General features: G+C 69.4%; 21 protein-coding genes, 1 pseudogene and 1 riboswitch. Of the genes and pseudogenes, 16 read left to right on the top strand and 6 right to left on the bottom strand.

The genetic code is table 11. The annotated features are described in order from the left end of the window. Positions 1–443, bottom strand: a pseudogene (locus tag HMPREF0043_RS11380) (phosphate acetyltransferase); the annotation flags it as partial. A gap of 197 nt (positions 444–640) precedes the next feature. Here HMPREF0043_RS11380 and guaA point away from each other — a divergent pair. Continuing rightward, on the top strand, positions 641–2,209 hold the full coding sequence (gene guaA, locus HMPREF0043_RS02395; protein ID WP_156897481.1) for a glutamine-hydrolyzing GMP synthase: 1,569 nt from the start codon (positions 641–643) through the stop codon (positions 2,207–2,209). 204 nt (positions 2,210–2,413) lie between these two features. Next, positions 2,414–2,773, top strand: coding sequence for a hypothetical protein (locus tag HMPREF0043_RS02390; protein ID WP_021601236.1), 360 nt, complete (start codon positions 2,414–2,416; stop codon positions 2,771–2,773). A gap of 40 nt (positions 2,774–2,813) precedes the next feature. Here HMPREF0043_RS02390 and HMPREF0043_RS02385 read toward each other — a convergent pair whose 3' ends face one another. Further along, positions 2,814–3,680: an EamA family transporter gene (locus HMPREF0043_RS02385; RefSeq protein WP_021601235.1), complete on the bottom strand. Its 867-nt coding sequence runs from the start codon at positions 3,678–3,680 to the stop codon at positions 2,814–2,816. Between the two features lie 351 nt (positions 3,681–4,031). Here HMPREF0043_RS02385 and pflB point away from each other — a divergent pair, with 351 nt between their 5' ends. The 5 genes from pflB (at position 4,032) to HMPREF0043_RS02360 (ending at position 8,822) form a co-directional block, all read left to right on the top strand. After that, positions 4,032–6,134 (top strand): formate C-acetyltransferase, encoded by a 2,103-nt coding sequence (pflB, locus tag HMPREF0043_RS02380; RefSeq protein ID WP_021601233.1) that lies wholly within the window; start codon positions 4,032–4,034, stop codon positions 6,132–6,134. A gap of 98 nt (positions 6,135–6,232) precedes the next feature. Next, positions 6,233–6,481, top strand: a complete 249-nt coding sequence (grcA2, locus tag HMPREF0043_RS02375; protein WP_021601232.1) for an autonomous glycyl radical cofactor GrcA2 — start codon at positions 6,233–6,235, stop codon at positions 6,479–6,481. Continuing rightward, positions 6,481–7,344 carry a pyruvate formate-lyase-activating protein gene (gene pflA, locus HMPREF0043_RS02370; protein ID WP_021601231.1) on the top strand — a complete coding sequence of 288 codons (864 nt, stop codon included), beginning with the start codon at positions 6,481–6,483 and terminating at the stop codon, positions 7,342–7,344. The genes grcA2 and pflA overlap by 1 nt, the downstream gene beginning before the upstream one ends. Before the next feature lie 41 nt (positions 7,345–7,385). Continuing rightward, positions 7,386–7,598, top strand: coding sequence for a TOBE domain-containing protein (locus tag HMPREF0043_RS02365; RefSeq protein ID WP_021601230.1), 213 nt, complete (start codon positions 7,386–7,388; stop codon positions 7,596–7,598). Between the two features lie 195 nt (positions 7,599–7,793). Continuing rightward, positions 7,794–8,822: a bile acid:sodium symporter family protein gene (locus tag HMPREF0043_RS02360; RefSeq protein WP_040317673.1), complete on the top strand. Its 1,029-nt coding sequence runs from the start codon at positions 7,794–7,796 to the stop codon at positions 8,820–8,822. Between the two features lie 21 nt (positions 8,823–8,843). Here HMPREF0043_RS02360 and HMPREF0043_RS02355 read toward each other — a convergent pair whose 3' ends face one another. Further along, on the bottom strand, positions 8,844–9,380 hold the full coding sequence (locus HMPREF0043_RS02355) for an isochorismatase family protein (RefSeq protein WP_021601228.1): 537 nt from the start codon (positions 9,378–9,380) through the stop codon (positions 8,844–8,846). Positions 9,381–9,564: 184 nt separating this feature from the next. Between HMPREF0043_RS02355 and HMPREF0043_RS02350 the strand changes: the two genes are divergently transcribed. Continuing rightward, a complete protein-coding gene (locus HMPREF0043_RS02350) occupies positions 9,565–12,207 on the top strand; it encodes a UvrD-helicase domain-containing protein (RefSeq protein WP_021601227.1) in 2,643 nt (880 codons plus the stop codon). Between the two features lie 15 nt (positions 12,208–12,222). On the opposite strand, the gene HMPREF0043_RS02345 is transcribed toward HMPREF0043_RS02350, so the two are convergent. Continuing rightward, positions 12,223–13,308, bottom strand: a complete 1,086-nt coding sequence (locus tag HMPREF0043_RS02345) for an oxidoreductase (protein WP_040317672.1) — start codon at positions 13,306–13,308, stop codon at positions 12,223–12,225. Between the two features lie 75 nt (positions 13,309–13,383). Here HMPREF0043_RS02345 and sucC point away from each other — a divergent pair, with 75 nt between their 5' ends. Both sucC and sucD read left to right on the top strand, forming a co-directional pair. Then, a complete protein-coding gene (gene sucC, locus HMPREF0043_RS02340) occupies positions 13,384–14,562 on the top strand; it encodes an ADP-forming succinate--CoA ligase subunit beta (protein ID WP_021601225.1) in 1,179 nt (392 codons plus the stop codon). Positions 14,563–14,588: 26 nt separating this feature from the next. Next, positions 14,589–15,509 carry a succinate--CoA ligase subunit alpha gene (gene sucD, locus HMPREF0043_RS02335; protein ID WP_021601224.1) on the top strand — a complete coding sequence of 307 codons (921 nt, stop codon included), beginning with the start codon at positions 14,589–14,591 and terminating at the stop codon, positions 15,507–15,509. A gap of 205 nt (positions 15,510–15,714) precedes the next feature. On the opposite strand, the gene HMPREF0043_RS02330 is transcribed toward sucD, so the two are convergent. Further along, positions 15,715–16,650 (bottom strand): cation diffusion facilitator family transporter, encoded by a 936-nt coding sequence (locus tag HMPREF0043_RS02330; protein ID WP_021601223.1) that lies wholly within the window; start codon positions 16,648–16,650, stop codon positions 15,715–15,717. Between the two features lies 1 nt (position 16,651). Then, positions 16,652–17,026, bottom strand: a complete 375-nt coding sequence (locus HMPREF0043_RS02325; protein WP_021601222.1) for an ArsR/SmtB family transcription factor — start codon at positions 17,024–17,026, stop codon at positions 16,652–16,654. 312 nt (positions 17,027–17,338) lie between these two features. Between HMPREF0043_RS02325 and HMPREF0043_RS02320 the strand changes: the two genes are divergently transcribed. From HMPREF0043_RS02320 to purH, 6 genes are all read left to right on the top strand, one after another. Continuing rightward, the gene (locus tag HMPREF0043_RS02320; RefSeq protein WP_021601220.1) at positions 17,339–17,620 is read left to right on the top strand and encodes a GNAT family N-acetyltransferase; all 282 of its coding nucleotides are present in this window, start codon (positions 17,339–17,341) and stop codon (positions 17,618–17,620) included. 659 nt (positions 17,621–18,279) lie between these two features. Next, complete coding sequence (locus HMPREF0043_RS02315; RefSeq protein ID WP_040317670.1) at positions 18,280–19,515, top strand: cell division protein PerM; 1,236 nt, start codon at positions 18,280–18,282, stop codon at positions 19,513–19,515. Positions 19,516–19,524: 9 nt separating this feature from the next. Further along, the gene (purN, locus tag HMPREF0043_RS02310) at positions 19,525–20,178 is read left to right on the top strand and encodes a phosphoribosylglycinamide formyltransferase (RefSeq protein ID WP_269528507.1); all 654 of its coding nucleotides are present in this window, start codon (positions 19,525–19,527) and stop codon (positions 20,176–20,178) included. Further along, a complete protein-coding gene (locus HMPREF0043_RS02305) occupies positions 20,165–21,250 on the top strand; it encodes an alpha/beta hydrolase (protein WP_021601217.1) in 1,086 nt (361 codons plus the stop codon). The genes purN and HMPREF0043_RS02305 overlap by 14 nt, the downstream gene beginning before the upstream one ends. Continuing rightward, positions 21,250–21,516, top strand: coding sequence for a hypothetical protein (locus tag HMPREF0043_RS02300; protein WP_021601216.1), 267 nt, complete (start codon positions 21,250–21,252; stop codon positions 21,514–21,516). The genes HMPREF0043_RS02305 and HMPREF0043_RS02300 overlap by 1 nt, the downstream gene beginning before the upstream one ends. Positions 21,517–21,861: 345 nt before the next feature. Next, positions 21,862–21,946, top strand: a riboswitch (ZMP/ZTP riboswitch). A gap of 21 nt (positions 21,947–21,967) precedes the next feature. Continuing rightward, entirely contained in the window at positions 21,968–23,479 is a 1,512-nt protein-coding gene (gene purH / locus HMPREF0043_RS02295) for a bifunctional phosphoribosylaminoimidazolecarboxamide formyltransferase/IMP cyclohydrolase (protein WP_021601214.1), read from the top strand. Positions 23,480–23,511: the final 32 nt, after the last annotated feature.

The following is a 23,511-nucleotide window of genomic DNA, read 5'->3' as shown; positions in this document are numbered from 1 at the left end:
GCGGTCGCCGCCACCTGCCTGCCCGTCCGCGAGGCTCCGGAGACCGCCATGACGACGGTCGTCCCCAGGTTGGCGGCGGCCCGACCGGCGCGGTCGAGGGAGCCGGGCAGGACGGGGTCCCCGTCGAGGAGGCCGGTCACCAGGACGGCGTCGAAATCCTCGGCGTATTCGGTGAAGCGCTGGACGATGGCGTTCATGGCGTCCTCTTCGCTCGCGACGTAGGTCTCGCGGGTCGACCCCCAGGCGCGTTCGGCGTCTTGGCTGCGGCCGGCTCTGGCCAGCAGCTCAAGGAAGGCGGCATCGTCGTCGATGGCGCCGTTGGTGAAGGAGCGGAACACTCCGACCCTGGGGTAGGAGGCCATGAGCGTTTCGAGGTAGGCCAGTGCCAGGGCCTGGGTGTCGCAGTCGGTCTCGGCGGCAGTGAAGTACACGCAGTGTGCCACGGTGCAAAATCCTTCCAGCCCGACTCCAGTCGGGAGTGTTCGGTGGTGTATCTCGCCTCGATGATTGTGCCACACCGGCGGGGCCTGCGAAGAACGGGAGGGAACGCCTTCCCGTGAAAATGGGCACGTTCGCCGGAATTCAGCCCTTTCGCGAAGCAGGCGGGGCGGACGGCGTGCCGCGGCGTACCATTGGACGCGTGAACGCCTCTCCCCGTCCGGTCCTGGTCGTCGACTTCGGTGCGCAATACGCTCAGCTCATCGCGCGGCGAGTGCGCGAAGCGCACGTCTACTCCGAGATCGTCCCCCACACGGCCAGCGCGGCCGACATGCTCGCCGAGGATCCGGCTGCGATCGTCCTCTCGGGAGGCCCCTCCTCCGTCTACGAGGAAGGAGCGCCCTCGCTCGATCCCGCCATCTTCGACGCCGGGGTCCCGATCCTCGGCATCTGCTACGGCTTCCAGGCCATGGCGCAGGCGCTCGGCGGGACCGTGGGGAGGACGGGGACCCGCGAGTACGGGCACACCGAGGCGAGCGTGGCCGAGGGCTCCTGCCTCTTCGACGGGACCCCGGCGGACCAGGTCGTGTGGATGAGCCACGGCGACGCCGTCCAGGCGGCCCCCGAGGGATTCGAGGTCACGGCCTCGACCTCGCAGACCCCCGTCGCGGCCTTCGAAAACCGTGAGCGCAGACTCTTCGGCCTGCAGTGGCACCCCGAGGTCGGCCACACCCGGTTCGGGCAGGCCGCGCTGGAGAACTTCCTCTACGAAGGCGCCGGGCTCGAACCCGTCTGGACGCCCGGCAGCATCGTCGACGAGCAGGTCGAGGCGATACGTCGGCGCGTCGGCGGCGCTCAGGTGATCTGCGCGCTGTCGGGCGGCGTCGACTCGTCCGTGGCCGCCGCCCTCGTCCACGCCGCCGTCGGCGATCAGCTCACGTGCTTCTTCATCGACCACGGGCTGCTGCGCGCCGGGGAGCGCGAGCAGGTCGAGCGCGACTACGCGGCGGGCATGGGCATCCGCGTCGTCACCGTCGACGAATCCGATCGCTTCTTGGCGGCCCTGGTTGGGGCCAGCGATCCCGAAGCCAAGCGAAAGATCATCGGGCGCGAGTTCATCCGCTCCTTCGAGGCCGCCCAGAAGCGGCTGATCGCCGAGATCGGGGCCGAGGGCGGCGAGGTCGGATTCCTCGTCCAGGGGACCCTCTATCCCGACGTCGTCGAATCCGGCGGCGGCGAAGGGGCCGCGAACATCAAGAGCCACCACAACGTGGGCGGCCTGCCCGAGGACATGGCCTTCGATCTGATCGAGCCCCTTCGCGCGCTGTTCAAGGACGAAGTCCGCGCGGTGGGCCGCGAGCTGGGCGTCCCCGAGAAGATCGTGGCGCGCCAGCCCTTCCCCGGGCCGGGCCTCGGAATCCGCATCGTCGGAGAGGTGACGCGCGAGCGTTTGGAGACGCTGCGAGCAGCCGACCTCATCGCGCGCGAAGAGCTCACCGCCGCCGGGCTGGACGGAGAAATCTGGCAGTGCCCCGTCGTCCTGCTGGCCGACGTGCGCTCCGTGGGCGTGCAGGGAGACGGGCGGACCTACGGCCACCCGATCGTTTTGCGGCCCGTCTCCTCCGAGGACGCGATGACGGCGGACTGGACGCGCCTTCCCTACGACGTTCTGGCGCGCATCTCCACGCGCATCACGAATTCCGTCCCCGAAGTCAACAGGGTGGTGCTCGACTGCACGTCCAAGCCCCCGGGCACGATCGAATGGGAGTGAGGCGAGGGGCGCCGGTGCCCGCGACGGGCATGGTGCCCGCGTTCTTCTCACTCGGCCGGTCTCGGCGCCGATGCCGCCCCCGCGGGTGATCGGTCCGGGTGGGGCGGGGGGCGCCGTCCGCGCGCCGGCCCGGGAACCGGCGGAGGCCGAGGCGACGTCAGGTGAGCTTGACGCGATTGTGCAACCCTATGAGAGGACAGCATTTTGGGACTCTTCAGCCGCAAGAAGAAGGTCAAGGTCGACTTCGCCGCGGTCGATTCGCCCGATAAGGCGGGGGCATTGGTCGCACGCGGAGCGCTGGCGCGCGTTTTCCTCGTGCCGCCTCAACGAGGGGGTTTCGAAGGCCCCATGAACAGCGTCTACGTGACCCCGGAGGCCGCCGAGGAGAAGATGCGGTGCGACGCGGAAGTCGACGAGCTCGAGCGGCGAGGCCAGGTGTCGAAGTACGCCTGCGATCTCGAGTACGACGAGAACGGCCCCAGCCGAGTCGCGCGGTCGATCACCGTGCAGGGCAAGAGCCAGGACGACGCCGTCGTCTACTCGCGCACGGTGAGCGTGTGGTAGGGAGGGCGCCCTCGCCGGCGTGCCGGCAACCGCGGCCGCGCTAGAGCGCGACCATGGCGAGCGTGCCGGCGGTCACGAGGCACAGGCCGGCGAAGCCCTTGCGGGTGAGCCGTTCGCGGAAGACGACGAAGGCGAACCCGATCGACACGAGGACGCTGAGCTTCTCCACGGGCACGACCACGCTGGCGGGCCCCTCCTGCAGGGCGCGGAAGTAGCAGAGCCACGACCCGCCCGTCGCCAGGCCCGACAGGCACAGGAAGCCCAGTTCGCCTCTCGGCGAGGCCCGGACCAGCCCGCCCTTGCCCCTGGCCAGCACGACGAGCCACGCCATGGCCAGGACCACCACGCAGCGGACGGCGGTTCCCAGGTTCGACTCGACGCCCTCGATCCCCACCTTGCCGAGCAGGGCCGTCAGACTCGCGAAGACGGCGGACAGGATGGCGAACGGCAGCCAGCCGCCCCTGCGAGCCTCCGGTCGGTCTGCGACGTCCTTCCTCTCGACCATCATGAGGGTCCCCAGGCCGATGGACGCCGCGGCCGCCGCCGTGGCCAGGCTGACCCGTTCGCCCAGGAAGGCGAAGGCGAGGACGATGGTGAGCACGGTGCTCGACTTGTCGACCGGGACGACCTTGTTCACGTCGCCGATCTGCAGGGCGCGGAAGTAGCAGAGCCACGACGCGCCCGTCGCCAGACCCGACAGAATCAGGAACAGCAGGCTGCGCGCGTCTATGTCGGCGATCTGCCCGAAGGAGCCCGCCACGCCCACCATGGTCCAGGCGAAGACGACCACCACTGCGGTGCGCACGGCGGTGGCGACGTCGGAGTCCGTTTCGCGGATCCCGCATTTGGCGAGGATCGACGTCAGGCCCGCGAGAAGGGCGGAGGCGAGGGCGAACACGAGCCACATACCCCGCCTCCCTCGACTTCCGGGTGCGGGGCGACCGGTGCGCCCGATCGCCCCTTCCCATTATGGCCGATGAGCGATCCGCCGTGGGCCGATGAGCGATCCGCCGTGGGCCGAGGAGGGGAATGCCGCGCGGGCCGTCTGCGACACTGGAACGGGGGTTCTTTTCTGTGATTTTGACAACGATTGGATGGACGTCACATGCCGTTGACGGCCGAGCTTTCCTTGCGACGGCGACGATGGCGCGAATGTGACAGGACGTACACCTTTCGGGGGGAGACAGACCGGCGTACCGGGAGGGACAATGGACCTATCCATCAGGTCTCTGTCCCCTACGAAGAGAAGAAGTGAACCATGGAAACCGACACAGCCGTCGACGTCACCACCAAGGCGTGGGAAGGCTTTATTCCCGGGAACTGGACCGAGAACATCGACGTCCGGGATTTCATCCAGAAGAACTACACTCCCTACGAGGGCGACGCCTCGTTTCTGGCGGGCCCGACCGATAAAACCCTTCGGGTGTGGAACACGCTCGAGTCCACCTATCTCTCCGAGGAGCGCAAGCGCCGCATCTACGATGTCGACACCAAGATACCCGCCGACATCGACGCGTTCCCCGCCGGCTACATCAGCGAGGACGACGACGTCATCGTCGGCCTGCAGACCGACGTCCCCCTCAAGCGCGCCATGATGCCCAACGGTGGCTGGCGGATGGTCAAGCAGGCCATCAAGGAGGCCGGCAAGGAGGTCGACCCCGAAGTCGAGAAGATCTTCACCCGCTACCGCAAGACGCACAACGATGCCGTCTTCGACATCTACACGCCTCGCATCCGCGCGGCTCGCTCCTCCCACGTCATCACCGGCCTGCCCGACGCCTACGGCCGCGGCCGCATCATCGGCGACTACCGCCGGGTGGCCCTGTACGGCGTCGACTACCTCATCGCCCAGAAGCAGGCCGCCAAGGACGCCGTCGCCGACCAGCCGTTCTCCGAGCACTGGTGCCGGTACCGCGAGGAGCACTCCGAGCAGATCAAGGCGCTCAAGAAGCTGAAGAAGCTCGGCGAGCTCTACGGCTTCGACCTGTCGGGCCCGGCGAAGAACGCCAAAGAGGCCGTCCAATGGACGTACTTCGGCTACCTCGCCTCCGTCAAGAGCCAGGACGGCGCGGCGATGTCGATCGGGCGCCTGTCCGGCTTCCTCGACGTCTACTTCGAGCGCGATCTCAAAGCGGGCCTCATCACCGAGTCCGACGCCCAGGAGATGATCGACGCCATCGTCATCAAACTCCGCATCACCCGTTTCCTCCGCACGATCGACTACGACCAGATCTTCTCGGGCGATCCCTATTGGGCCACCTGGTCGGACGCCGGGTTCGGCGAAGACGGCCGCACGCTCGTCACCAAGACGTCCTTCCGGCTGCTCCAGACGCTGCGCAACCTCGGCCCGGCCCCCGAGCCGAACATCACGATCTTCTGGTCGCCGGAGCTCCCCGCGGGATACAAGGAGTTCTGCGCCGCGATCTCGATCGAGACCTCGTCGATCCAGTACGAGTCCGATCCGCAGATCCGAGGGCACTGGGGCGACGACGCGGCCATCGCCTGCTGCGTGTCGCCCATGCGCGTCGGCAAGCAGATGCAGCTCTTCGGGGCGCGGGTGAACGCGGGCAAGGCCCTCCTGTACGCCATCAACGGCGGGCGCGACGAGATGTCCGGCAAGCAGATCGTCGAAGGCTTCGAGCCCGTCCGAGGCGACGGCCCGCTCGACTTCGACGACGTGTGGGCCAAGTACGAGGAGATGCTCGACTGGGTCGTCGGAACTTACGTCGAGGCCCTCAACATCATCCACTACTGCCACGATCGCTACGCGTACGAGGCCGTCGAGATGGCCCTGCACGATTCCGACATCGTGCGCACTATGGGCTGCGGCATCGCGGGCCTGTCGATCGTCGCGGATTCGCTGAGCGCGATCAAGTACGCGAAGGTGACGCCGGTCCGAGACGAGACGGGGCTCATCGTCGACTACCTGACCGAGGGCGACTTCCCGACCTACGGCAACGACGACGACCGCGCCGACGACATCGCCGCGACGATCGTCCACACGATCATGGACAAGATCAAGGCGATCCCCATGTATCGCGACGCCATCCCGACCCAGTCGGTGCTGACCATCACGTCGAACGTCGTCTACGGCCGGAACACCGGGAGCTTCCCTTCGGGGCACCGCAGGGGCACTCCGTTCAGCCCGGGCGCCAACCCCGAGAACGGCATGGACACGCACGGAATGCTCGCGTCGATGCTCTCGGTGGGCAAGCTCGACTACGAGGACGCGCTCGACGGCATATCGCTGACCAATACGATCACCCCGAGCGGGCTGGGCCGCACGAAGAACGAGCAGGTGGGCAACCTCGTCGCCGTTCTCGACGGCGGCTTCATCCCGGAGGATTCGTTCCTCTCCTGACGGGACTCCGGGACTGCGCGACCCGGAGTCCCGGACATCGAGCATGGGGCGGATCGCTTCATGACACATCAGTCCGACACGACAGAAGGAGCCGAAACATGGCCACCAAAACATACGAAGAGCGTTTGGCTTCGATGAAGGCCAATCGCGAGGACCGCGGCGGCATCGCCGGCCTGTACCATGCCAACATCAATGTCCTGAATCGAGACACCCTCGAGGACGCGATGGAGCACCCGGAAAAGTATCCGAACCTCACCGTCCGAGTCTCCGGATACGCGGTGAACTTCGTGCGCCTGACCCGCGAGCAACAGCTCGACGTGCTCTCGCGCACCTTCCACCGTATGTGATGTCTCCACTCGTTGTGGGCGCCGGGGACCAGGACTTCCTGGCCCCGGCTTCCCGTCTCAAGGGCAACGGGACCGCCGGCCTCATCGAGCTGACGGACCTCGAACACGCGGACCGTCTGCGCCGCATGCGCGAAGGCACGCTCGGATCGATTCACTCGTGGGAACTGGTCACAGCTGTCGACGGGCCCGGCGTGCGTATGACGATCTTCATGGCAGGCTGCCCTCTGCGCTGCCTGTACTGCCACAATCCGGACACCTTCCAGATGCGCGACGGCGAGCCTGTGGAAGTCGACCAGCTGCTCAGGCGCTTGAAACGGTACCGGCCGACGTTCAAAGCCTCAGGAGGCGGACTGACCGTGTCGGGCGGGGAGGTGCTCATGCAGTCGGCGTTCGCGGCGAAGCTGCTCGCGGGCGCCAAGGCGATGGGGATCCATACCTGCATCGACACGTCGGGATTCCTGGGATCCCACGTGAGCGACAAGATGCTCGACGACATCGACCTCGTCCTCCTCGACGTGAAATCCGGGATACCGGAGACGTACAAGAAAGTCACGGGACGCGAACTCGCGCCCACCATCGCATTCGGGGACCGGCTGGCCGCGAAGGGCACGGAGGTGTGGATCCGGTTCGTGCTGGTGCCCGGATTGACCGACGACCCGGAGAACGTCGAGGCGGTTGCCGACATCGTCGCAAAGTGGCCGAACGTCAGCCGCGTCGAAGTGCTTCCCTTCCATCAGATGGGTCGCGACAAGTGGAAGTCGCTCGGCCTGGACTACAAACTCGAAGACACCAAGCCCCCCACACGGGAGGAAACCGAAGCCGCCCGGCGGATCTTCCGCGCTCGCGGACTGACGGTGTACTGACGGGCGGATTCCCGCCCGCCCTCGAACCGCGGAGGAAGACCATGAAACTCAGCGCACGCAACCAGCTCAAGGGGACCGTCGTGTCCGTCGAGAGAGGCGCCGTCAACGGCGTGGTCAAGATCGAGGTGGCTCCCGGAATGGTCATCACCTCCTCGATCACCAATGCGGCGATCGACGAACTCGGCCTGGCCCCGGGCGTCGAGGCGTACGCGGTGATCAAGGCGTCCAACGTCATCGTCGGTGTGGAAGGCTGAGCCCCCGGCTCGCGCATCCGGGCGCCGCATCGGACGGCCGCCCGGATGCGCGCAGCGAACCGGGCGGCTCCGCGGCGGGACGGGTGCGCCAACCGCGGGCGGAAGCGCGCCGGCTCTCTTCTCTCCCGCGGTCAGGCCCGAGCGCGGCCTGGAGCGCGCGATATCGGAGTCGCCGAGCGCACGGAAGGCGGGCGTGTGGAATCGGCGTGGGCGCCCCGTCCGGTGGAGGCGCGCGCCCGGCGGGGGCGGCGGCCGGTGACCGTGAGCCAGGCCAATCGCGCGATCTCCCGCGCGATGCCCTTCGTCGTTCCCAGCGCCATGGCGCTAGGCATCCTCCTGCCGGGAATCGTCGGACGCCTCGTCCCGGCCGTTCCCGCCGTCTTCTTCGTGGTCGTCTTCGCGGGGTCGGCGGCGCTCCGCCTGACCAGCATCCGCGACGTGCTCCGCAGGCCCGCGCCCCTCCTGGCCATTCTCGCGATCCTCCACACGGTCATGCCGGTGCTCGCGTGGGCCGTCGCCCGGGTGGGGTTCGCGGCGCATCCCGACATCGCCGAGGGCGTGATCCTCGAATTCCTCGCGCCGACGGCCAGCGCGGGATTCGCCTGGATCTCCATCTGCGGGGGCAGCACGCCGCTCGGCCTCGTCGCGGTCTTCGCGGACACCGTCCTGTCACCCGTCTTCATCCCGCTCGGCGTCCGCGTCTTCATCGGCTCGAACGTCGCGATCAGCACGTCCAGCCTCGCGTGGGACATGGCCGTCATGATACTCATCCCGGGAGTGCTCGCCGTGCTCGTCAACGAGGCGAGCGGCGGACGCTGCGGGCGGCGGGCCGGGCCGTGGCTGGAGATCGTCGTCAAGCTCGGGATCCTCCTCGTCATCCTCGCCTCCGCGACGCGCATCGCCCCGCTCGTGCGAACCCTGAATCCGCTGCTCGCCGTGGTCACCGCCGTCATGTTCCTCGTATCGGCCGCAGGCTACCTGTTGGGATGGGCGGCGGGACGCGCCATGCGGAGGGATCGGGGAGACGTCGTCGCCATGATCTACGGGTCCGGGATGCGCAACATCAACGCCGGAGCCGTCATCGCGGTGAGTTACTTCCCCGCGGCGACCGTCTTCCCCGTCATCGTCTCCACGCTCTTCCAACAGGTGACGGCAGCGCTCGTCGCCGCCGTCATCCGCAGACGGCTCCCGCGAGAAGGCGGAGGACTCGGAATGCGCCTGTAGCCGGCGGCGTCCAGCCGCGCCTCAGCCGGGGAACTCGGCGGCCGTCGTGGTCTGCGAACGCACGCCCGGCAGCGTGGAGTACTCGGCCATCATGTTGACCAGGCCGATGGCCTGCAGCGCAGTGAACGGCGCGCCGTCCCGATCCGCGGTGGTGTGGGCGTCGGCTACGAGCGTCACCCCGTATCCGCGGTAGAGCCCTCCGAAGAGAGTCGAGCGGATGCAGGCGTCCGTCATGGCGCCGCACAGGAAGAAATGCGTGACGCCCGCGCGCTCGAAGAGGTTTTGAAGCTCGGTCTCCGCGAAGGAATCGCCGTACGCCTTGTGGACGATCGGTTCGCCGGGCGCGGGGGAGAGCCCCTCGACGATCTGCCATCCGCCGCTCGCCTCGGGCATGCCTTCGTCGGTATGCTGCACCCACACCACGGGGATGCCCGCCGCCCGCGCCCTGCCGACGCAGTCGGCGATGTTGGCGATCGTCTTCTCGCGCAGGGCGGTCCCGGCCATGATGTCGTTTTGCGCATCGACGACGAGCAGGGCCGTTGCATCACAAGCCGCCATGGAGATCCTTTCGAACGAATGTTTGATAGAAGCGTACGTCCGAGCCGACGGCGGGTCAACCTGCGCCTCGACCGGGCGACCGCGTGGGCTCGCTCGAATGGGGACGGCGGTCGGATCGCGGCCCATCGGCCGGCCGGTGCGGGCGCCTACGCGAGCGTCGGCCCCTGGCGTAGGCTGGAGGCCTATGCGTACCGAGAACCTCCCTTCCGATGAGACGAATCCCGCCTATCAGGCGACGATGGAGCGGCTTCGCGCCAGAATCCGGGAGAGCGCCGCGAGGGACGCCGGGGGCCGGGGGTCGGAGGGCGCCGGCCGGGATCGCGCACGCACGGGAGCCAAGCCGCCGATGCGCGACCCCGGCGACTCCCGGACCGAGAGGATCCTCCGCGGCCTCAACCCCCAGCAGCACGAGGCGGTCGTCCACGAAGGCGGCCCGCTGCTCGTCGTAGCCGGGGCCGGTTCGGGCAAGACCAGGGTCCTGACGAGCCGCATCGCCTACCTCATCGCGTCCGGGCGCGCCGACGCCGGGCAGATCCTGGCCATCACCTTCACCAACAAGGCCGCCAGGGAGATGCGCGAGCGCCTGGAGGCGATGCTCGGACGGGTTTCCCGCGCCATGTGGATTTCGACCTTCCACTCGGCCTGCGTGCGCATCCTGCGCTCCGAGCACGCGGCGCTCGGCATGCGCTCGACTTTCACCATCTACGACGCCGCCGACGCCCAGCGCCTCATGGCCATGGTGTGCCGCGAGGAGCAGATCGACTCCCGCGCCCATCCGCCCAAGCGGATCTCCCGGCGCGTGTCCGACATGAAGAACGAGCTCGTCACGCCCGCAGCCGCGGTAGAGGCGGCCCATGAGCCGGAGGAGCGAGTCGCGGCCCAGGCGTACGCGGTCTACCAGCGGCGGCTGCGCGAGGCCAACGCCATGGACTTCGACGACCTCATCATGGAGACGGTCGCCCTTCTGAGGGACAACCCCGGTCTCGCCGAGCACTACCGGCGGCGCTTCCAGCACGTCCTCGTCGACGAATACCAGGACACCAACCACGCGCAGTACGCGCTCATCCGCCTGCTCACCGGCACGCGGAAGGACGCCGTCCGCTCCGGCCTGACGGTCGTGGGGGACGCCGACCAGTCGATCTACGCCTTCCGCGGGGCGACCATCCGCAACATCGAGGATTTCGAGGAGGATTTCCCCGAGGCGACGTCGATCCTCCTCGAGCAGAACTACCGCTCGACCCAGTCGATCCTCTCCGCCGCCAACCACGTCATCTCCCACAACCCGGGCCGACGGGCCAAGCGGCTGTGGACGGACCGGGGGGACGGCGAGAGGATCGTCGGCTACGTCGCCGACGCGGAGGCGGACGAGGCGGCCTTCGTCGTCGAGGAGATCGACTCCCTGAGGGAGAGCCACGGGTGCCGATACGGGGACGTGGCCGTCTTCTACCGGACCAACGCCCAGTCCCGGGCCGTCGAGGACATGTTCGTCCGCGCGGGGATCCCCTACAGGGTCATCGGCGGCACCCGCTTCTACGAACGGCGCGAGATCAAGGACGCCCTCGCCTACCTGCACGCCGTCGTCAACCCCGACGACACCGTCTCGATCCGGCGCATCCTCAACACGCCCAAACGCGGGCTGGGGAAGAAGGCCGAGGAGGCCGTGGCCCGGCACGCCGAACGGTGGGGGATATCCTTCGGCCGGGCGCTGGCCGACGTCGCGGAGGGCGAGCGCGGCGAGGACGGCGGGGAAGAGCGGCAGGACGGGGCGGCAGAGTCCGGCGCCGCAGCCGCCGGACGGGGGCCGGTTCCCGGCCTGACGGCGCGGGCCCGCAAGACGATGACCGGCTTCGTCGAGACGATCGAACGCGCCCGGGCCATGGCGGAGGCCGGCCAGGCCCCCGCCGACGTGCTCGACGAGATCCTCGAAGCCGCCGGATACCTGGAGACGCTCAGGCAGTCCACCGACCCGCAGGACGAGTCCCGCCTGGAGAACCTCGCGGAACTGCATTCGGTGGCGCTGGAATTCGCGGACGCCGATCCCGACGCGACGCTCGCGGACTGGCTCGACCGGATCTCGCTCGTCTCGGACAGCGACCAGCTCGCCGATGAGGACGGCCGCGAAGGCGAGGTCACCCTCATGACCGTCCACACCGCCAAAGGGCTCGAATTCCCGGTCGTCTTCCTCACCGGACTGGAGGACGGCACCTTCCCGCACATGCGGTCCCTGGCCGACCCCCGGGAGCTCGCCGAGGAACGACGCCTGGCCTACGTCGCGCTGACGAGGGCCCGCGAACGCCTGTACATCACGCGCGCGGCCGCCCGCTCGGCCTGGGGGGCGCCGCAGGAGTTCCCGCCGTCGCGGTTCATCGAGGAGATACCGGCGGAACTGATCGACTGGCGCAGGCAGGAGTCGAGCCACGACGCCCTGCGCTCCTCGGGATGGAGCCGGCCGGGCGCGGGCCGCGGCAGGCGCGGAGAACGCGGGGAAGCGGACGGCTTCTCCTACGACTCCGCCTTCGACGACGCCCCCGTGGTGGGGTCAGGCACAGGCTTTGTCCCCGGCAGGCTCGGAGTCGACGCGCCCGGGCCCCAGGCCCCGGAGCGAGTTGAGGAGCGAGCCGGCGGGGCGCAGGCGGCGGGCGCCGACTCAGGACTCATCGACCACGCAGGCTTCTCCATCGGGGACGACGTCCGCCACAAGAGCTTCGGCACGGGCAGGATCCTCGCCTTCGAAGGCCAGGGGCGGTCCGCCGTGGCCAAGGTGCGCTTCGCCAACGGGCAGACCAAACGGCTCGCCCTGCGCTTCGCGCCGCTGGAGAGGATCTGAAGCCCTGAAGCCCGCTCACCCCCAGACGCCGCGCCGGTACTGGACGGGCATCGGGGAGTCGTCGACGCCGAGCCGCGCGGCCCAACGCAGAGGGGCGTAGGGATCGGTCAGGGCGAGGCGGCCGACCGCGACGGCGTCGCATTGCCCGGTGACGAGCGCCTGTTCGGCCTGCTCCGCGGAGGTGACCATGCCCACGCCCACGACCTTCGCCTCGCTTCCCGCCACGGCGCGCTTGACGTCGGCGGCGAAGGGCAGCTGGTAGCCGGGGCCGAGCGGGATGTCGGCGGGAAGGAGCGCCCCCGACGAAATGTGCAGGACGTCGACGCCGTGCTCGACCAGGACGGAGGAGAGCCGGCACGTCGCCTCGGACGTGAGGCCCCCGTCCAGCCAGTCCGTCGCCGAGAGCCGCACGCACAGGACGCGGTCGCCCACGGCCCGCCTCACGCCGTCGACGATGCGCAGCAGGAAGCGCCGGCGGTTCTCCTCGCTGCCGCCGTAGGAGTCCGTGCGGGTGTTCGACAGGGGGGAGAGGAACTCGTGGATGAGGTACCCGTGGGCCCCGTGGAGCTCGACCACGTCGACGCCCGCCTCGACCGCACGCGAGGCGGCGGCCGCGAAGGCGTCGACGAGCCGGTCGATGCCCGCCTCGTCGAGCGCCTCCGGCGTGGGCATGCCGGGGAAGGCGACGGCGCTGGGAGCCAGAAGGTCCCACTCCGGCTTCCCTCCCCGCCGGGAATCGGGGCCTTCGGAAGCGGGGTTCACCTCGGACTTGCGCCCCCCGTGGCCGAGCTGGACGCCCGCCAGGGCGCCGCCCGCGTGGATGGCCTCGACGATGCGCGCGAAGCCGGCGACCTGCCCGCCGTCCCACAGGCCGAGGTCCCGCGGCGACAGCCGCCCCTCGGGGCTGACCGCCGTCGCCTCGACGACGATCGTCCCGAATCCGCCGGAGGAGCGCGCCGCGTAGTGCTGCACGTGCCAGTCGGTGGCCCGCCCGTCCTCGGCGTACACCGAGTACATGCACATCGGGGGCAGCCACAGGCGATTGCGGGCCGTCGCGTTGCGTAATGACAGAGGGGAGAAAAGCGAACTCATGCGCCTCATCGTACGCTCGAAGGCGTCGGCGGTCTCGTCTAAACTTGAGGGCGTCTGGAAACGAGGAGCCGGAAGGACGACTACGTGGACCTTTACGAATACCAAGCCCGCGACCTGTTCGAAGCGCACGGCGTACCGGTTCCGCCGGGCGTCGTCGCCTCGACTCCCGCCGAAGCCGAGGCCGCCGCGCGCCGGCTCGGCGGAGGGCTCACCGTCGTCAAGGCCCAGGTCAAGACGGGCGGGCGCGGAAAGGCCGGAGGAGTCAGACTCGCCCGCACGCCGGCCGAGGCGCACTCCGCCGCCGAGGCGATCCTCGGCATGGACATCAAGGGGCACACGGTGCGCCGCGTCCTCGTCGCATCGGGGGTCGACGTCGCGCGCGAATTCTACTTCTCGGTCCTCCTCGACCGCGCCGAACGCCGCTGTCTGGCCATGTGCTCGGTGGAAGGCGGCATGGAGATCGAACAGCTCGCCAGGGAACGGCCCCAGGCGCTCGCGAGGGTTCCGATCGACCCGCTCGCGGGCCTCGACGAAGCGAAGGCGCGCGAAATCGTGCGAGCCGCGGGCTTCGACCCCGAGACGGGCGGAAAGGTCGCCCCCGTCCTCCTCAGACTGTGGGACGTCTACACCGGGGAGGACGCGACGCTCGTCGAAGTCAACCCGCTCGTGCTGACCGAGCGGGGCGAGGTCCTCGCCCTCGACGGCAAGGTCACACTCGACGACAATTCGCGTTTCCGCCACCCGGCCCACGAGGCCCTCCTCGACAAGGCGGCCGAGGACCCGCTGGAGGCGCGGGCCAAGGAGCTGGGCCTGAACTACGTCAAGCTCTCCGGCCAGGTTGGAGTCATCGGAAACGGCGCGGGCCTGGTCATGTCCACCCTCGACGTCGTCGCCTCCGCCGGAGAGGAGCTCGGCGTGGGGCCCGCCAACTTCCTGGACATCGGCGGAGGAGCCTCGGCCGACGTCATGTCCGACGGCCTCGACGTCATCCTGGGCGACCCCGAGGTCCGCTCCGTGTTCGTCAACGTCTTCGGCGGGATCACGGCCTGCGACGAAGTCGCCAGGGGGATCGTCGCCGCCCTCGAGACCCTCGGCGAGGCGGCGGCCAAGCCGATCGTCGTGCGCCTCGACGGCAACGCCGTCGCCGAAGGGCGCGCGATCCTCGCCGAGGCGAACCATCCCCTCGTCACCCTCGTCGACACGATGGACGGCGCAGCGGCCGAGGCCGCTCGGCTCGCCGCCGCTGCAGGCCGAGCGGGTTAAGCCGGACGCGAAGTTAAGGAGCAGCTATGTCTATCTTCCTCGATGGGAACTCGAAGGTCATCGTCCAGGGGATGACCGGATCCGAGGGGCGCAAGCACACGCGCCGCATGCTCGGCGCCGGTACGAACGTCGTCGGCGGCGTCAACCCGCGCAAGGCGGGCACGTCCGTGGAGTTCGACGTCCTCCCCATCGGCCCCGGCGCCGAGGGCCGGGCCGCCGGAACCGTCTCCGTTCCCGTCTTCGGCACAGTCGCCGAGGCGAAGGACGCCACCGGCGCGAACGTCTCGGTCGTCTTCGTCCCGCCCGCCCACACGAAGGGCGCGGTCCTCGAAGCGGTGGACGCCGGCCTCGACCTCGTCGTGATCATCACCGAAGGCGTCCCGGTCGCCGACACGGTCGAATTCCTCGCCTACGCCGCCGAACGGGGGGTCAGGCTCATCGGCCCGAACTGCCCCGGCATCATCTCTCCCGGCCAGTCGAACGTCGGCATCACCCCGCCCGACATCACCGGGCCCGGCAGGCTCGGCCTCGTCTCCAAGTCGGGCACGCTCACCTACCAGCTCATGTACGAGCTCGCGGACATCGGATTCACGACGTGCATCGGCATCGGCGGCGATCCGGTGATCGGCACCACCCACATCGATGCGATCGCGGCCTTCGAAGAGGACCCGGCCACCGACCTCATCGTCATGATCGGCGAGATCGGGGGCGACGCCGAGGAGCGCGCCGCCGCCTACATCGCCGAACACGTGTCCAAACCGGTCGTGGCCTACGTCGCGGGTTTCACCGCCCCAGAGGGCAAGACGATGGGGCACGCCGGCGCCATCGTGTCGGGCTCGGCGGGAACCGCCGCCGCCAAGAAGGAGGCTCTGGAGGCCGTGGGCGTGCGCGTGGGCGGGACGCCCAGCCAGACGGCCGCCATCGCCAGGGACGTCCTGGGCGTGTGAGGGACGCCTTGCGGGGATGATCCCGCCGAGCTCGTCGGCGAGGGACGCCCGCCTGGGGCAATCTGGGGGACGCCCTCGTTGGCGTCTCGGGTGCCAGGAGCTCCCCGACGCGCCCGCCCGGGGCATTCGCGGCTCCGGGTCGGCGGGTCGGCCCCGTCGCGAACGGGCGGCTTGCGGGCTTGCGCCCTGCGGGTCGGGTCTGCCCTCACCCGTGGGTGTCGGTCTCGCGCTGCCGGGCCGAGCGGGTCTCCAACTGGAACGTGGAGTGGTGGATCGCCACGTCGAAGTGCTCCGCCACGCACGTCCTCAGGTCGTCGAGTATGTCGATGGCGTGTCCGTCCTGGAAGCATCCGTCGTCCACGACGACGTGCGCCGAGATGACGGGCAGGCCGGTGGCGACCGTCGAGGCGTGCAGATCGTGGACGGCGAGCACGTGGTCCAACCTCGTCATGTGCTCGCGGACCTCGTCGAGATCCAAGCCGCGGGGCGTCGTCTCCATGAGGATCGCCCCGGCCTCCCTGATGAGCTTGAACGCACGGGGCAGGATGAGCGCGGCGATGAACAGGCCCGCCACGGCGTCGGCGCGCTGCCAACCCGTCGTGGCGATGACGATCGCCGCGACGATGACGCTCATCGAGCCCAGGGCGTCATTGGCCACCTCGAGGAAGGCCGCCCGCATGTTGAGGTTCGACCGGCGGTCCGAGGCCAGGACCAGTATTGAGACTACGTTGCCGACCAGCCCTACGACGCCGAAGGCCACGAGTATCGTCGACGGCATTTCGGGTGGCTTGCGGAACCGGCCTATCGCCTCGACGACCACGTAGACGCCCGTGCCCGCCAGGACCGTCGCCTGCGCGAGGGCGGCCAGCACCTCGACGCGCCGGTATCCCCACGTGTGCTTCGGCGACGACGGCCGCCGCACGAGCGTCGCCGCGACGAGGGCGACGAGGAGCCCCGACGAGTCGACGACCATGTGCACGGTGTCGGTCAGCAGCGCGAGGCTGCCGGTGAGCGCCGTGCCGATCGCCTGGGCCAGGAGGATCGTCAGGGTCACGGCGAAGGCGATCGCGATCTTGCCCCGCACGTCGGGGGCGCCGGGCGGGCCGGCCGGCGCGGCGTGCGAATGGTCGTGGGGCGGCATATCACGCGCCGCCCTGGGAAGCGTGGGCGAACAGGTGCGTGCGGAGGTCGGCGCCCTCGGAGACGGGCAGCAGCGGCAGCGCCACCGTTAGGAGCTTGGTGAGGTCCTCGGGGGAGGACAGGGAGAACCAGGACGACCGCCCCTCGGGACGGGAGACGACGAGCCCGCAGTCGCGCAGGCACCTCAGATGGGCGCTCACGGTGGACTGGGCCAGGCCGAGGTGGTCGACCAAGTCGCGCACCCGGTGCTCGCCTCCGACCAGGTGCCGCAGGATGGTCAGACGGGTCGGATCGGAGAGCGCGTGGAAGAGGATCGCGTAGGCGTCCGCAAAGCTTCGTTCCGCGGCGGCTTCGGCCACGGCAATCTTATTCGCCATAAATCGATTATATCGGCAGAGAGCGATGAATGGGAAGGGGTGTGACGGGCGGCGCCGAGCCGTCCGGCGACGTCGTCGATACACTCCGACTGGGCTGTCGGCGGCACAGGCCGGTCAGGATGGCATCGATGCGCCTGGGCCGTGGCGGTTCGGAGGCGGACGGGCGAGGCCTTCGCCCCGCCCGGATGCGACCGCCCCGCCCGGATGCGACGCCTCCGAGGCTGGACGGCGGCCGGGCTTCGCGGCGGGCGTATCGCTGCGCGTGAACGCCGCACAGGCCGACGGGATCCCGATCGGAATTACAATCGCGGCATGACCGATACGAGAATCGTCAAGAACGAGGCCGAGTCGCGGTACGAGGCGTGGGTGGGGGAGAACCTGGCCGGCTTCGCCAACTTCAGCATCCGCGGCGACGTCGCCGTCTTCCCGCACACCGAAGTCGACCCCGCGTTCGCCGGTCGCGGCCTGGCGAGCGCCATCATCGCCTTCGCCATGGACGACGTCAAGGGCGAGTACGCCGTGTGGGCCACCTGCCCCTTCGTCAAGGCCTGGATCGACAAGCACCCCGAAGCGGGCGTCCGCGTAGCCGTGTGATCCTTCTGCGGCGCCCTGCTCCGGCGATTGCGCCGCCGATCCAATGTGGCGGCGCCTGCGGCGTGAGACGGCGCCGAGTCGCAATGCGGCTCTCCCGGGCGCGCGGCGTGCCGCGCGAGGACACGGGAGGAGCGAGGCCGTCGACGCGGTCCTCCGGCCTCGGCGGATCCGGATCTGACCGCGCTGCCTGAGCCTGGCCCGCACGGCGGGGCGATTCCGTCCAGCCTCACCATCGCCCACGGTCGCGGCCTGGCGGAGTGGAATGCCACTCAAAGGCGTGCACCGGCCACCGCCCGACCGGGGGGAGACGTCACGTAAGGTGTGGCGGCAGTTGACAACCGCCGCCACACCCGGGAATCTCCCCGAAGGGGAGCGTGACAGATTCCCTGTTTCCCCATGTGCACATGGGGAAGCATGGTCGGATTCGCCCCTGGAAGACTACCCGGCAGGAGCGATATGTGGAATGGAGGGACGAGAAGACTAGAGAGTGCTCCACTACTGAATACTAGCTTTACAACCGGCGGTGTGCGAAGCGGAATGGGGAATGAGAACTGGAACTTGGTCACACGGGGTCCCGTCTCCGCGCGATCCCCCGAATGTGAGTGACACGCCGGGGCGTCGTCTCACGCCGCGGGGCGAGGCTTGCCACGATTGGTCGGGTGAGATCCGAACAGCGTCACCGGGCCGTGCCCGTCGCCCTCGCCCCGGTGCGGGCCCTCGTCTCCACGTGGGTGGGCGCCGTCGTGCTGACGATGCTGGCGTATACGGTGACCGCGTCGTCTCCCGCCCTGGGGGACACGTCGTGGCGCGACTCGGCCCGGCTGGGGGCCTCGCTGTGGGCGCTGGCGCTCGGCGCCCCGCTGGATCTGCCCGACGCCCGGATCTCCCTGATCCCCCTGGCGCTGACGGTCGCCATCGCATGGCTCGCCTACCGGATGCTCCGGTCGGTTGGAGTCGGGACGTGGAACGACGTCGGCGTCGCCGCAGGCTCCGCCTTCGTCACCACCGCGATCCTGGGGCTGTCCATGCATCCGGGGACCGCCTGGCTCCTCTGCGCCGCTACGGCCGCCCTCCTCGTGGGCCTGGCCGCCGCGGCGGGCATGCGGTCCGAGCGACCTGCCGAAGGCAGAGTCTGGGACGCTCTCCGCTCCGCCCGATCGGCGCTCGCATCGATCCTCCTCGTCTTGCTGGCCGCGGCGGCGCTCCTCCTCGCCGCTGCCCTCGTGCTCGGCCGCTCCCGCATCGCCACCATCTACGGCTACTACATGGCGGGCGCGGCGGGAGTCGTCACGCTGACCCTGGTCCAGCTCCTCTACCTGCCGACCTTCCTCGTCTGGGCGTTGGCGTACGCGAGCGGGTCGGGCTTCGCCGTCGGGCAGGGGACGGACTTCTCTGCTTTCGGATCCCACACCCAGCCGCTTCCCGCGATCCCCGTCTTCGGAGCCCTTCCCCCCACCGGGACGAGGGCGGCGTGGCTCGTGATCGTCCTCCTCGTCCTCTCCTTCGGCCTGGGCGTGCGACGTTCGAGGGGGTGCGAGGCCGGGAGGGCGGCAGTGCTGGCGGTCACGGTCACGGGCCTCCTCTTCGTGGGCGCGCTGGCCGCCGGGATCGTCTCCCACGGTTCGATCGGCCCCGGGAGGATGAGCGAGACCGGCCCTCGGCCTGTGGCCTTCGCCGCCGCCGTCGCACTGGAGATCGGGCTCCCCTTCGCCCTGGGGGCATTGGCTCGGCACGGGCTGGCGCTGGTGAGAAGGGCGCGTCCGGCGGACGGCGGCTCGGGCGGGGCCCGCCAAGCCACGGCGCCCGGAACCGGTGAGACCGGCGAGGGTGAAGCAGGCGAACAGACGGGTGGTGAAGACCTCTCCCCGTCTCGTGAAGGCCCCGTCAAGGGGTAGGATCAACAGGTGACCTCTTTCGCCATACGGCCCGATCGCCGTCCCGCCCGCATCGTCGTGCTGGTGTCGGGCGCGGGGACCAACATGGCGGCACTCCTCGAGGCGACGGGAGACCCCTCCTACGGTGCTCGCGTCGTCGCCGTAGGCGCCGACAGGTCGGACACCGGCGGCGTCGAGGCGGCGCGGCGGGCGGGCCTGCCGACTTTCGTCCGCCAACTGTCCGGCTCGCCCACGCGAGAGGCGTGGAACGAGGCCCTGCGCGACGACGTGGCCGCCCACAGCCCCGACATCGTCGTGCTGGCCGGCTTCCTCAAGCTCGTCTCCCCCGCCTTCCTCGACGCCTTCCCCTGGAGGGTCGTCAACACCCACAACGCTCTGCTCCCCTCCTTCCCCGGAGTCCACGGCCCGGCCGACGCCCTAGCCTATGGGGTCAAAGTGACTGGCGCCACCGTTTTCATCGTCGATTCGGGGATGGACACAGGGCCGATCCTCGGACAGGTGACGTGCCCCGTGCTGGACGCGGACACCGAGGAGGCGCTCAGCGAGCGCATCAAGGACGTCGAACGCATCCAGCTCGTCGAGATCGTCGGTGCTATGGCACGAGAAGGATGGTGGATCGACGGCCGGCGTGCGGGAATAGGAGAACGGTATGCTCGGACCTGACAGACTCCATACGCTCGTCATCTTCGCGGTGGCCGCCATCGCCGCTCTGGCATGGGCTGTGTGGTCCGTCGGCCGGGCCACCACCCGCCGGCGGGTCGCCTATTCCGTTCTGGCCATAGTCACGGCCATCGTCTGCGGCGTGAGCACGATGGGCCTGCAGATCAACAGGCACCTCGGGTACGTCGAGACATGGGGCGACGTGCTCGACTTGCTCGACCCCTCGATCGACTCCGGCCCCGTCCACCCCGTCCTCCACAAGCCGCCCAAGCGGGAAGCGCGCGACCCCGTCCTCCCGGGCCACGAGGACGATCCCGCGTGGAAGACCTCGTTCAACCGGGATTCCAACGGCGCGCTGAAGACCGACTTCCGGGGGCCGATCTCCAAGGTCCACGAGTCGGTGTGGGTATGGGTTCCGCCCGGGTACTCGCCCAACAACGGCAAGGTGTACAAGGTCGTCCTCATCCTCCATGGGTACCCCGGCAATCCGAAGAGAGTGCCGCTTCAGCTCGACTTGGCGGCTATCTCCAAGGCCCACCCCGACACGATCTTCGCCATCCCCTCTCTGAAGATCCGCCGAGCGTACGGCGACTGCGTGGACATCAAGGGCGCTCCGCGCATCGGCACATGGGTGACGCAGGACGTCGTGGGAATGGTCCGGCACAACTTCCCGAACACCGCTTCCACGCGAGAGGGGTGGACCATCGCGGGGGCGTCCTTCGGCGGCTACTGCGCGCCGGTCCTGGGCTTGACCAACCCCCACCTCTTCTCCCGGATCATCGCCTTCTCCGGGTACGACGCCCCCGAAACCGGCCATCTCCTCGCCGCCAACAGAGTCGTCAGGCGCAAGTTCACGGTGTCCCGCCTGATGGCCGAGCAGAGGGAGTGGCCTCAGAAATACTACGCGACCGGCACTGCGAACGATCGGAAGTCGTCGCACTTCATCAAGTCCCTGCGCTCCGTGGGTTCGAAGAACGTCATGCTGACGACGTTCCTCGGATCGGAGGGAGGGCACAATTGGAGTGTGTGGCGAGGACAGCTTCCCGCGGCCCTCAAGTGGAATGAGAAACCGTGATGTTCGAGATCACCGGCGTGGGGACCTTCCTCCTGAGCCTGGCCGCCACGGTCGGAGCCACCGTCGCGAGCGTGAAGCTCGGGCCGCGGCTCGTCTTCGAGGGGCGCAGGGCCGTCCTGGGAGTGCTCGGCCGCGTGGGCCTCGTCGTCCTGTCTTGGCTGTTCGGCCTGGTGACCGCTCTGCTCGTCTTCAACTGGGGGACGGGCAGCGTCTCCTCGTATTCGGAGATAGGCGAGTTCTTCAACCTCCTCGGCCTGTACGACTAGCATTTGCCTGTACGACTGAGGCTCCCCTCCCTACGACTGCGGCTCCCTCCGTCCCCGGACGGGGATCCTGGCGCATCATCACACCCGTCCTCAAGCTCAGCTCCGTCCCCGGGGCGCGTGGATCTGCGGTCGGACGGAAACCCCTCCGGCGAAGTCCGGCGGCCTTCTCCGACGCGGCATGCGCGGCGGTGGACGCAGGTCTCGTAGGCCGGCGTCCTGACGGCCTTCTCGGGCGCCTGCGCAGTGGACCCGGACCCGCCGCGGGACGGATCGGCGCCGATGCGGGCCGGCATGGAGGCGACGGAGAGGACCCGGACCCGCCGCGAGGCGGCCGCCGTTGTACACTGGACGGGCCGCGACTGGTGTCGGATGGAACAGACCATCGGGGAGCGGCTCCACAGAGCGGACGCCGCACGCCTGGGTGTCGCTCCGGAGATTTCAAGGAGTCACCATGCGTATACCCCTGCGCCGCGCCATCGTATCCGTCTCCGACAAGACGGGCGTCGAAGAGTTGGCGAGAGCACTCGACGAAGCCGGATGCCGCATCGTATCGACCGGCACGACGGCCTCGGCCATCTCCGAGGCCGGGATCCCGGTCACCGAGGTCTCCGCTCTGACCGGCTTCCCCGAATGCCTGGACGGCAGAGTCAAGACCTTGCATCCGGCCGTCTACGCCGGGATCCTCGCCGACCGGCGTAAGGAGTCCCACGTCCGCCAGCTCGCGGACCTCGGGATCGCGGCCTTCGACCTGGTCGTCGTCAACCTCTACCCGTTCCGGCAGGCCGTCGCCTCGGGCGCGGGCTTCGAGGAGTGCGTCGAGAAGATCGACATCGGCGGCCCGGCCATGGTGCGGGCGGCCGCGAAGAACCATGCGAGCGTCGCCGTCGTCACCGACCCGGCGGACTACGGCGCCGTGATCGAGGCGGCCGGCAAGGGCGGCTTCGAGGACGGCGAGCGCCTGCGCCTGGCGGCCAAGGCGTTCGCCCACACCGCCGCCTACGACGCCGCCGTGGCCGAGTGGATCTCCGAAGGGGAGTGCGCCGGCGGCGTCTTCACCCGGCGATCGACCCTGCGCTACGGGGAGAATCCGCATCAGGCCGCCGCCGTCTACACGGACGGCACCGGAGGGCTGGCCCAGGCCGAACAGCTCGGCGGCAAGGAGATGAGCTACAACAACTACCAGGACGTCGACGCGGCCCTGCGCGCGGCCTACGACCACGCCGGCCCCGCCGTAGCCGTCGTCAAGCACGCCAACCCGTGCGGCCTGGCCGTCGGCGAGGACGTCGCCGACGCCTATCGCAGAGCCCACGCCTGCGACCCGGTCTCCGCCTACGGAGGAGTCATAGCCGCCAACCGCGAGGTGAGCGCGGACATGGCCGAGGCCGTCGCCGGCGTTTTCACGGAGGCGATCGCCGCCCCCGGCTTCGCGCCCGAGGCGCTCGACATCCTCTCGCGCAAGAAGAACCTGAGGATTCTGCGGGTCGGCGAGCTCGATCCGACGCGTGACGTGCGCCCGATCAGCGGCGGGATCCTCCTCCAAGACCGGGACCTCATCGACGCGCCGGGGGACGACCCGGCCTCCTGGACGCTCGTGTCCGGCGACCCCGCCGACGGCCCCGCCCTCCGCGACCTCGAATTCGCCTGGAGGGCCGTGCGCGCCGTGAAGTCGAATGCGATCCTGCTGGCGCGGGACGGCGCGAGCGTCGGCATCGGAATGGGACAGGTCAACCGGGTGGATTCGTGCCGTCTGGCCGTGACCCGTGCGGGAGACCGAGCCGCGGGGGCCGTCGCCGCGTCCGACGCTTACTTCCCCTTCGCCGACGGCTTCGAGGTCCTGGCGCGGGCGGGCGTGCGCGCCGTCGTCCAACCCGGCGGCTCCATCCGCGACGAAGAGGTGATTTCCTCGGCGAGGGCTTCGAGTGTCACTATGTACCTGACGGGAACACGCCATTTCGCACACTGATCGTCGAAGTGACCCGTATCATCTGTACAGTC

The organism is Actinobaculum sp. oral taxon 183 str. F0552 (assembly GCF_000466165.1).
GTDB lineage: Bacteria > Actinomycetota > Actinomycetes > Actinomycetales > Actinomycetaceae > Peptidiphaga.
The sequence above is the reverse complement of the archived record's forward strand: the minus strand, read 5'-3'. Positions and strand labels throughout refer to the sequence as shown.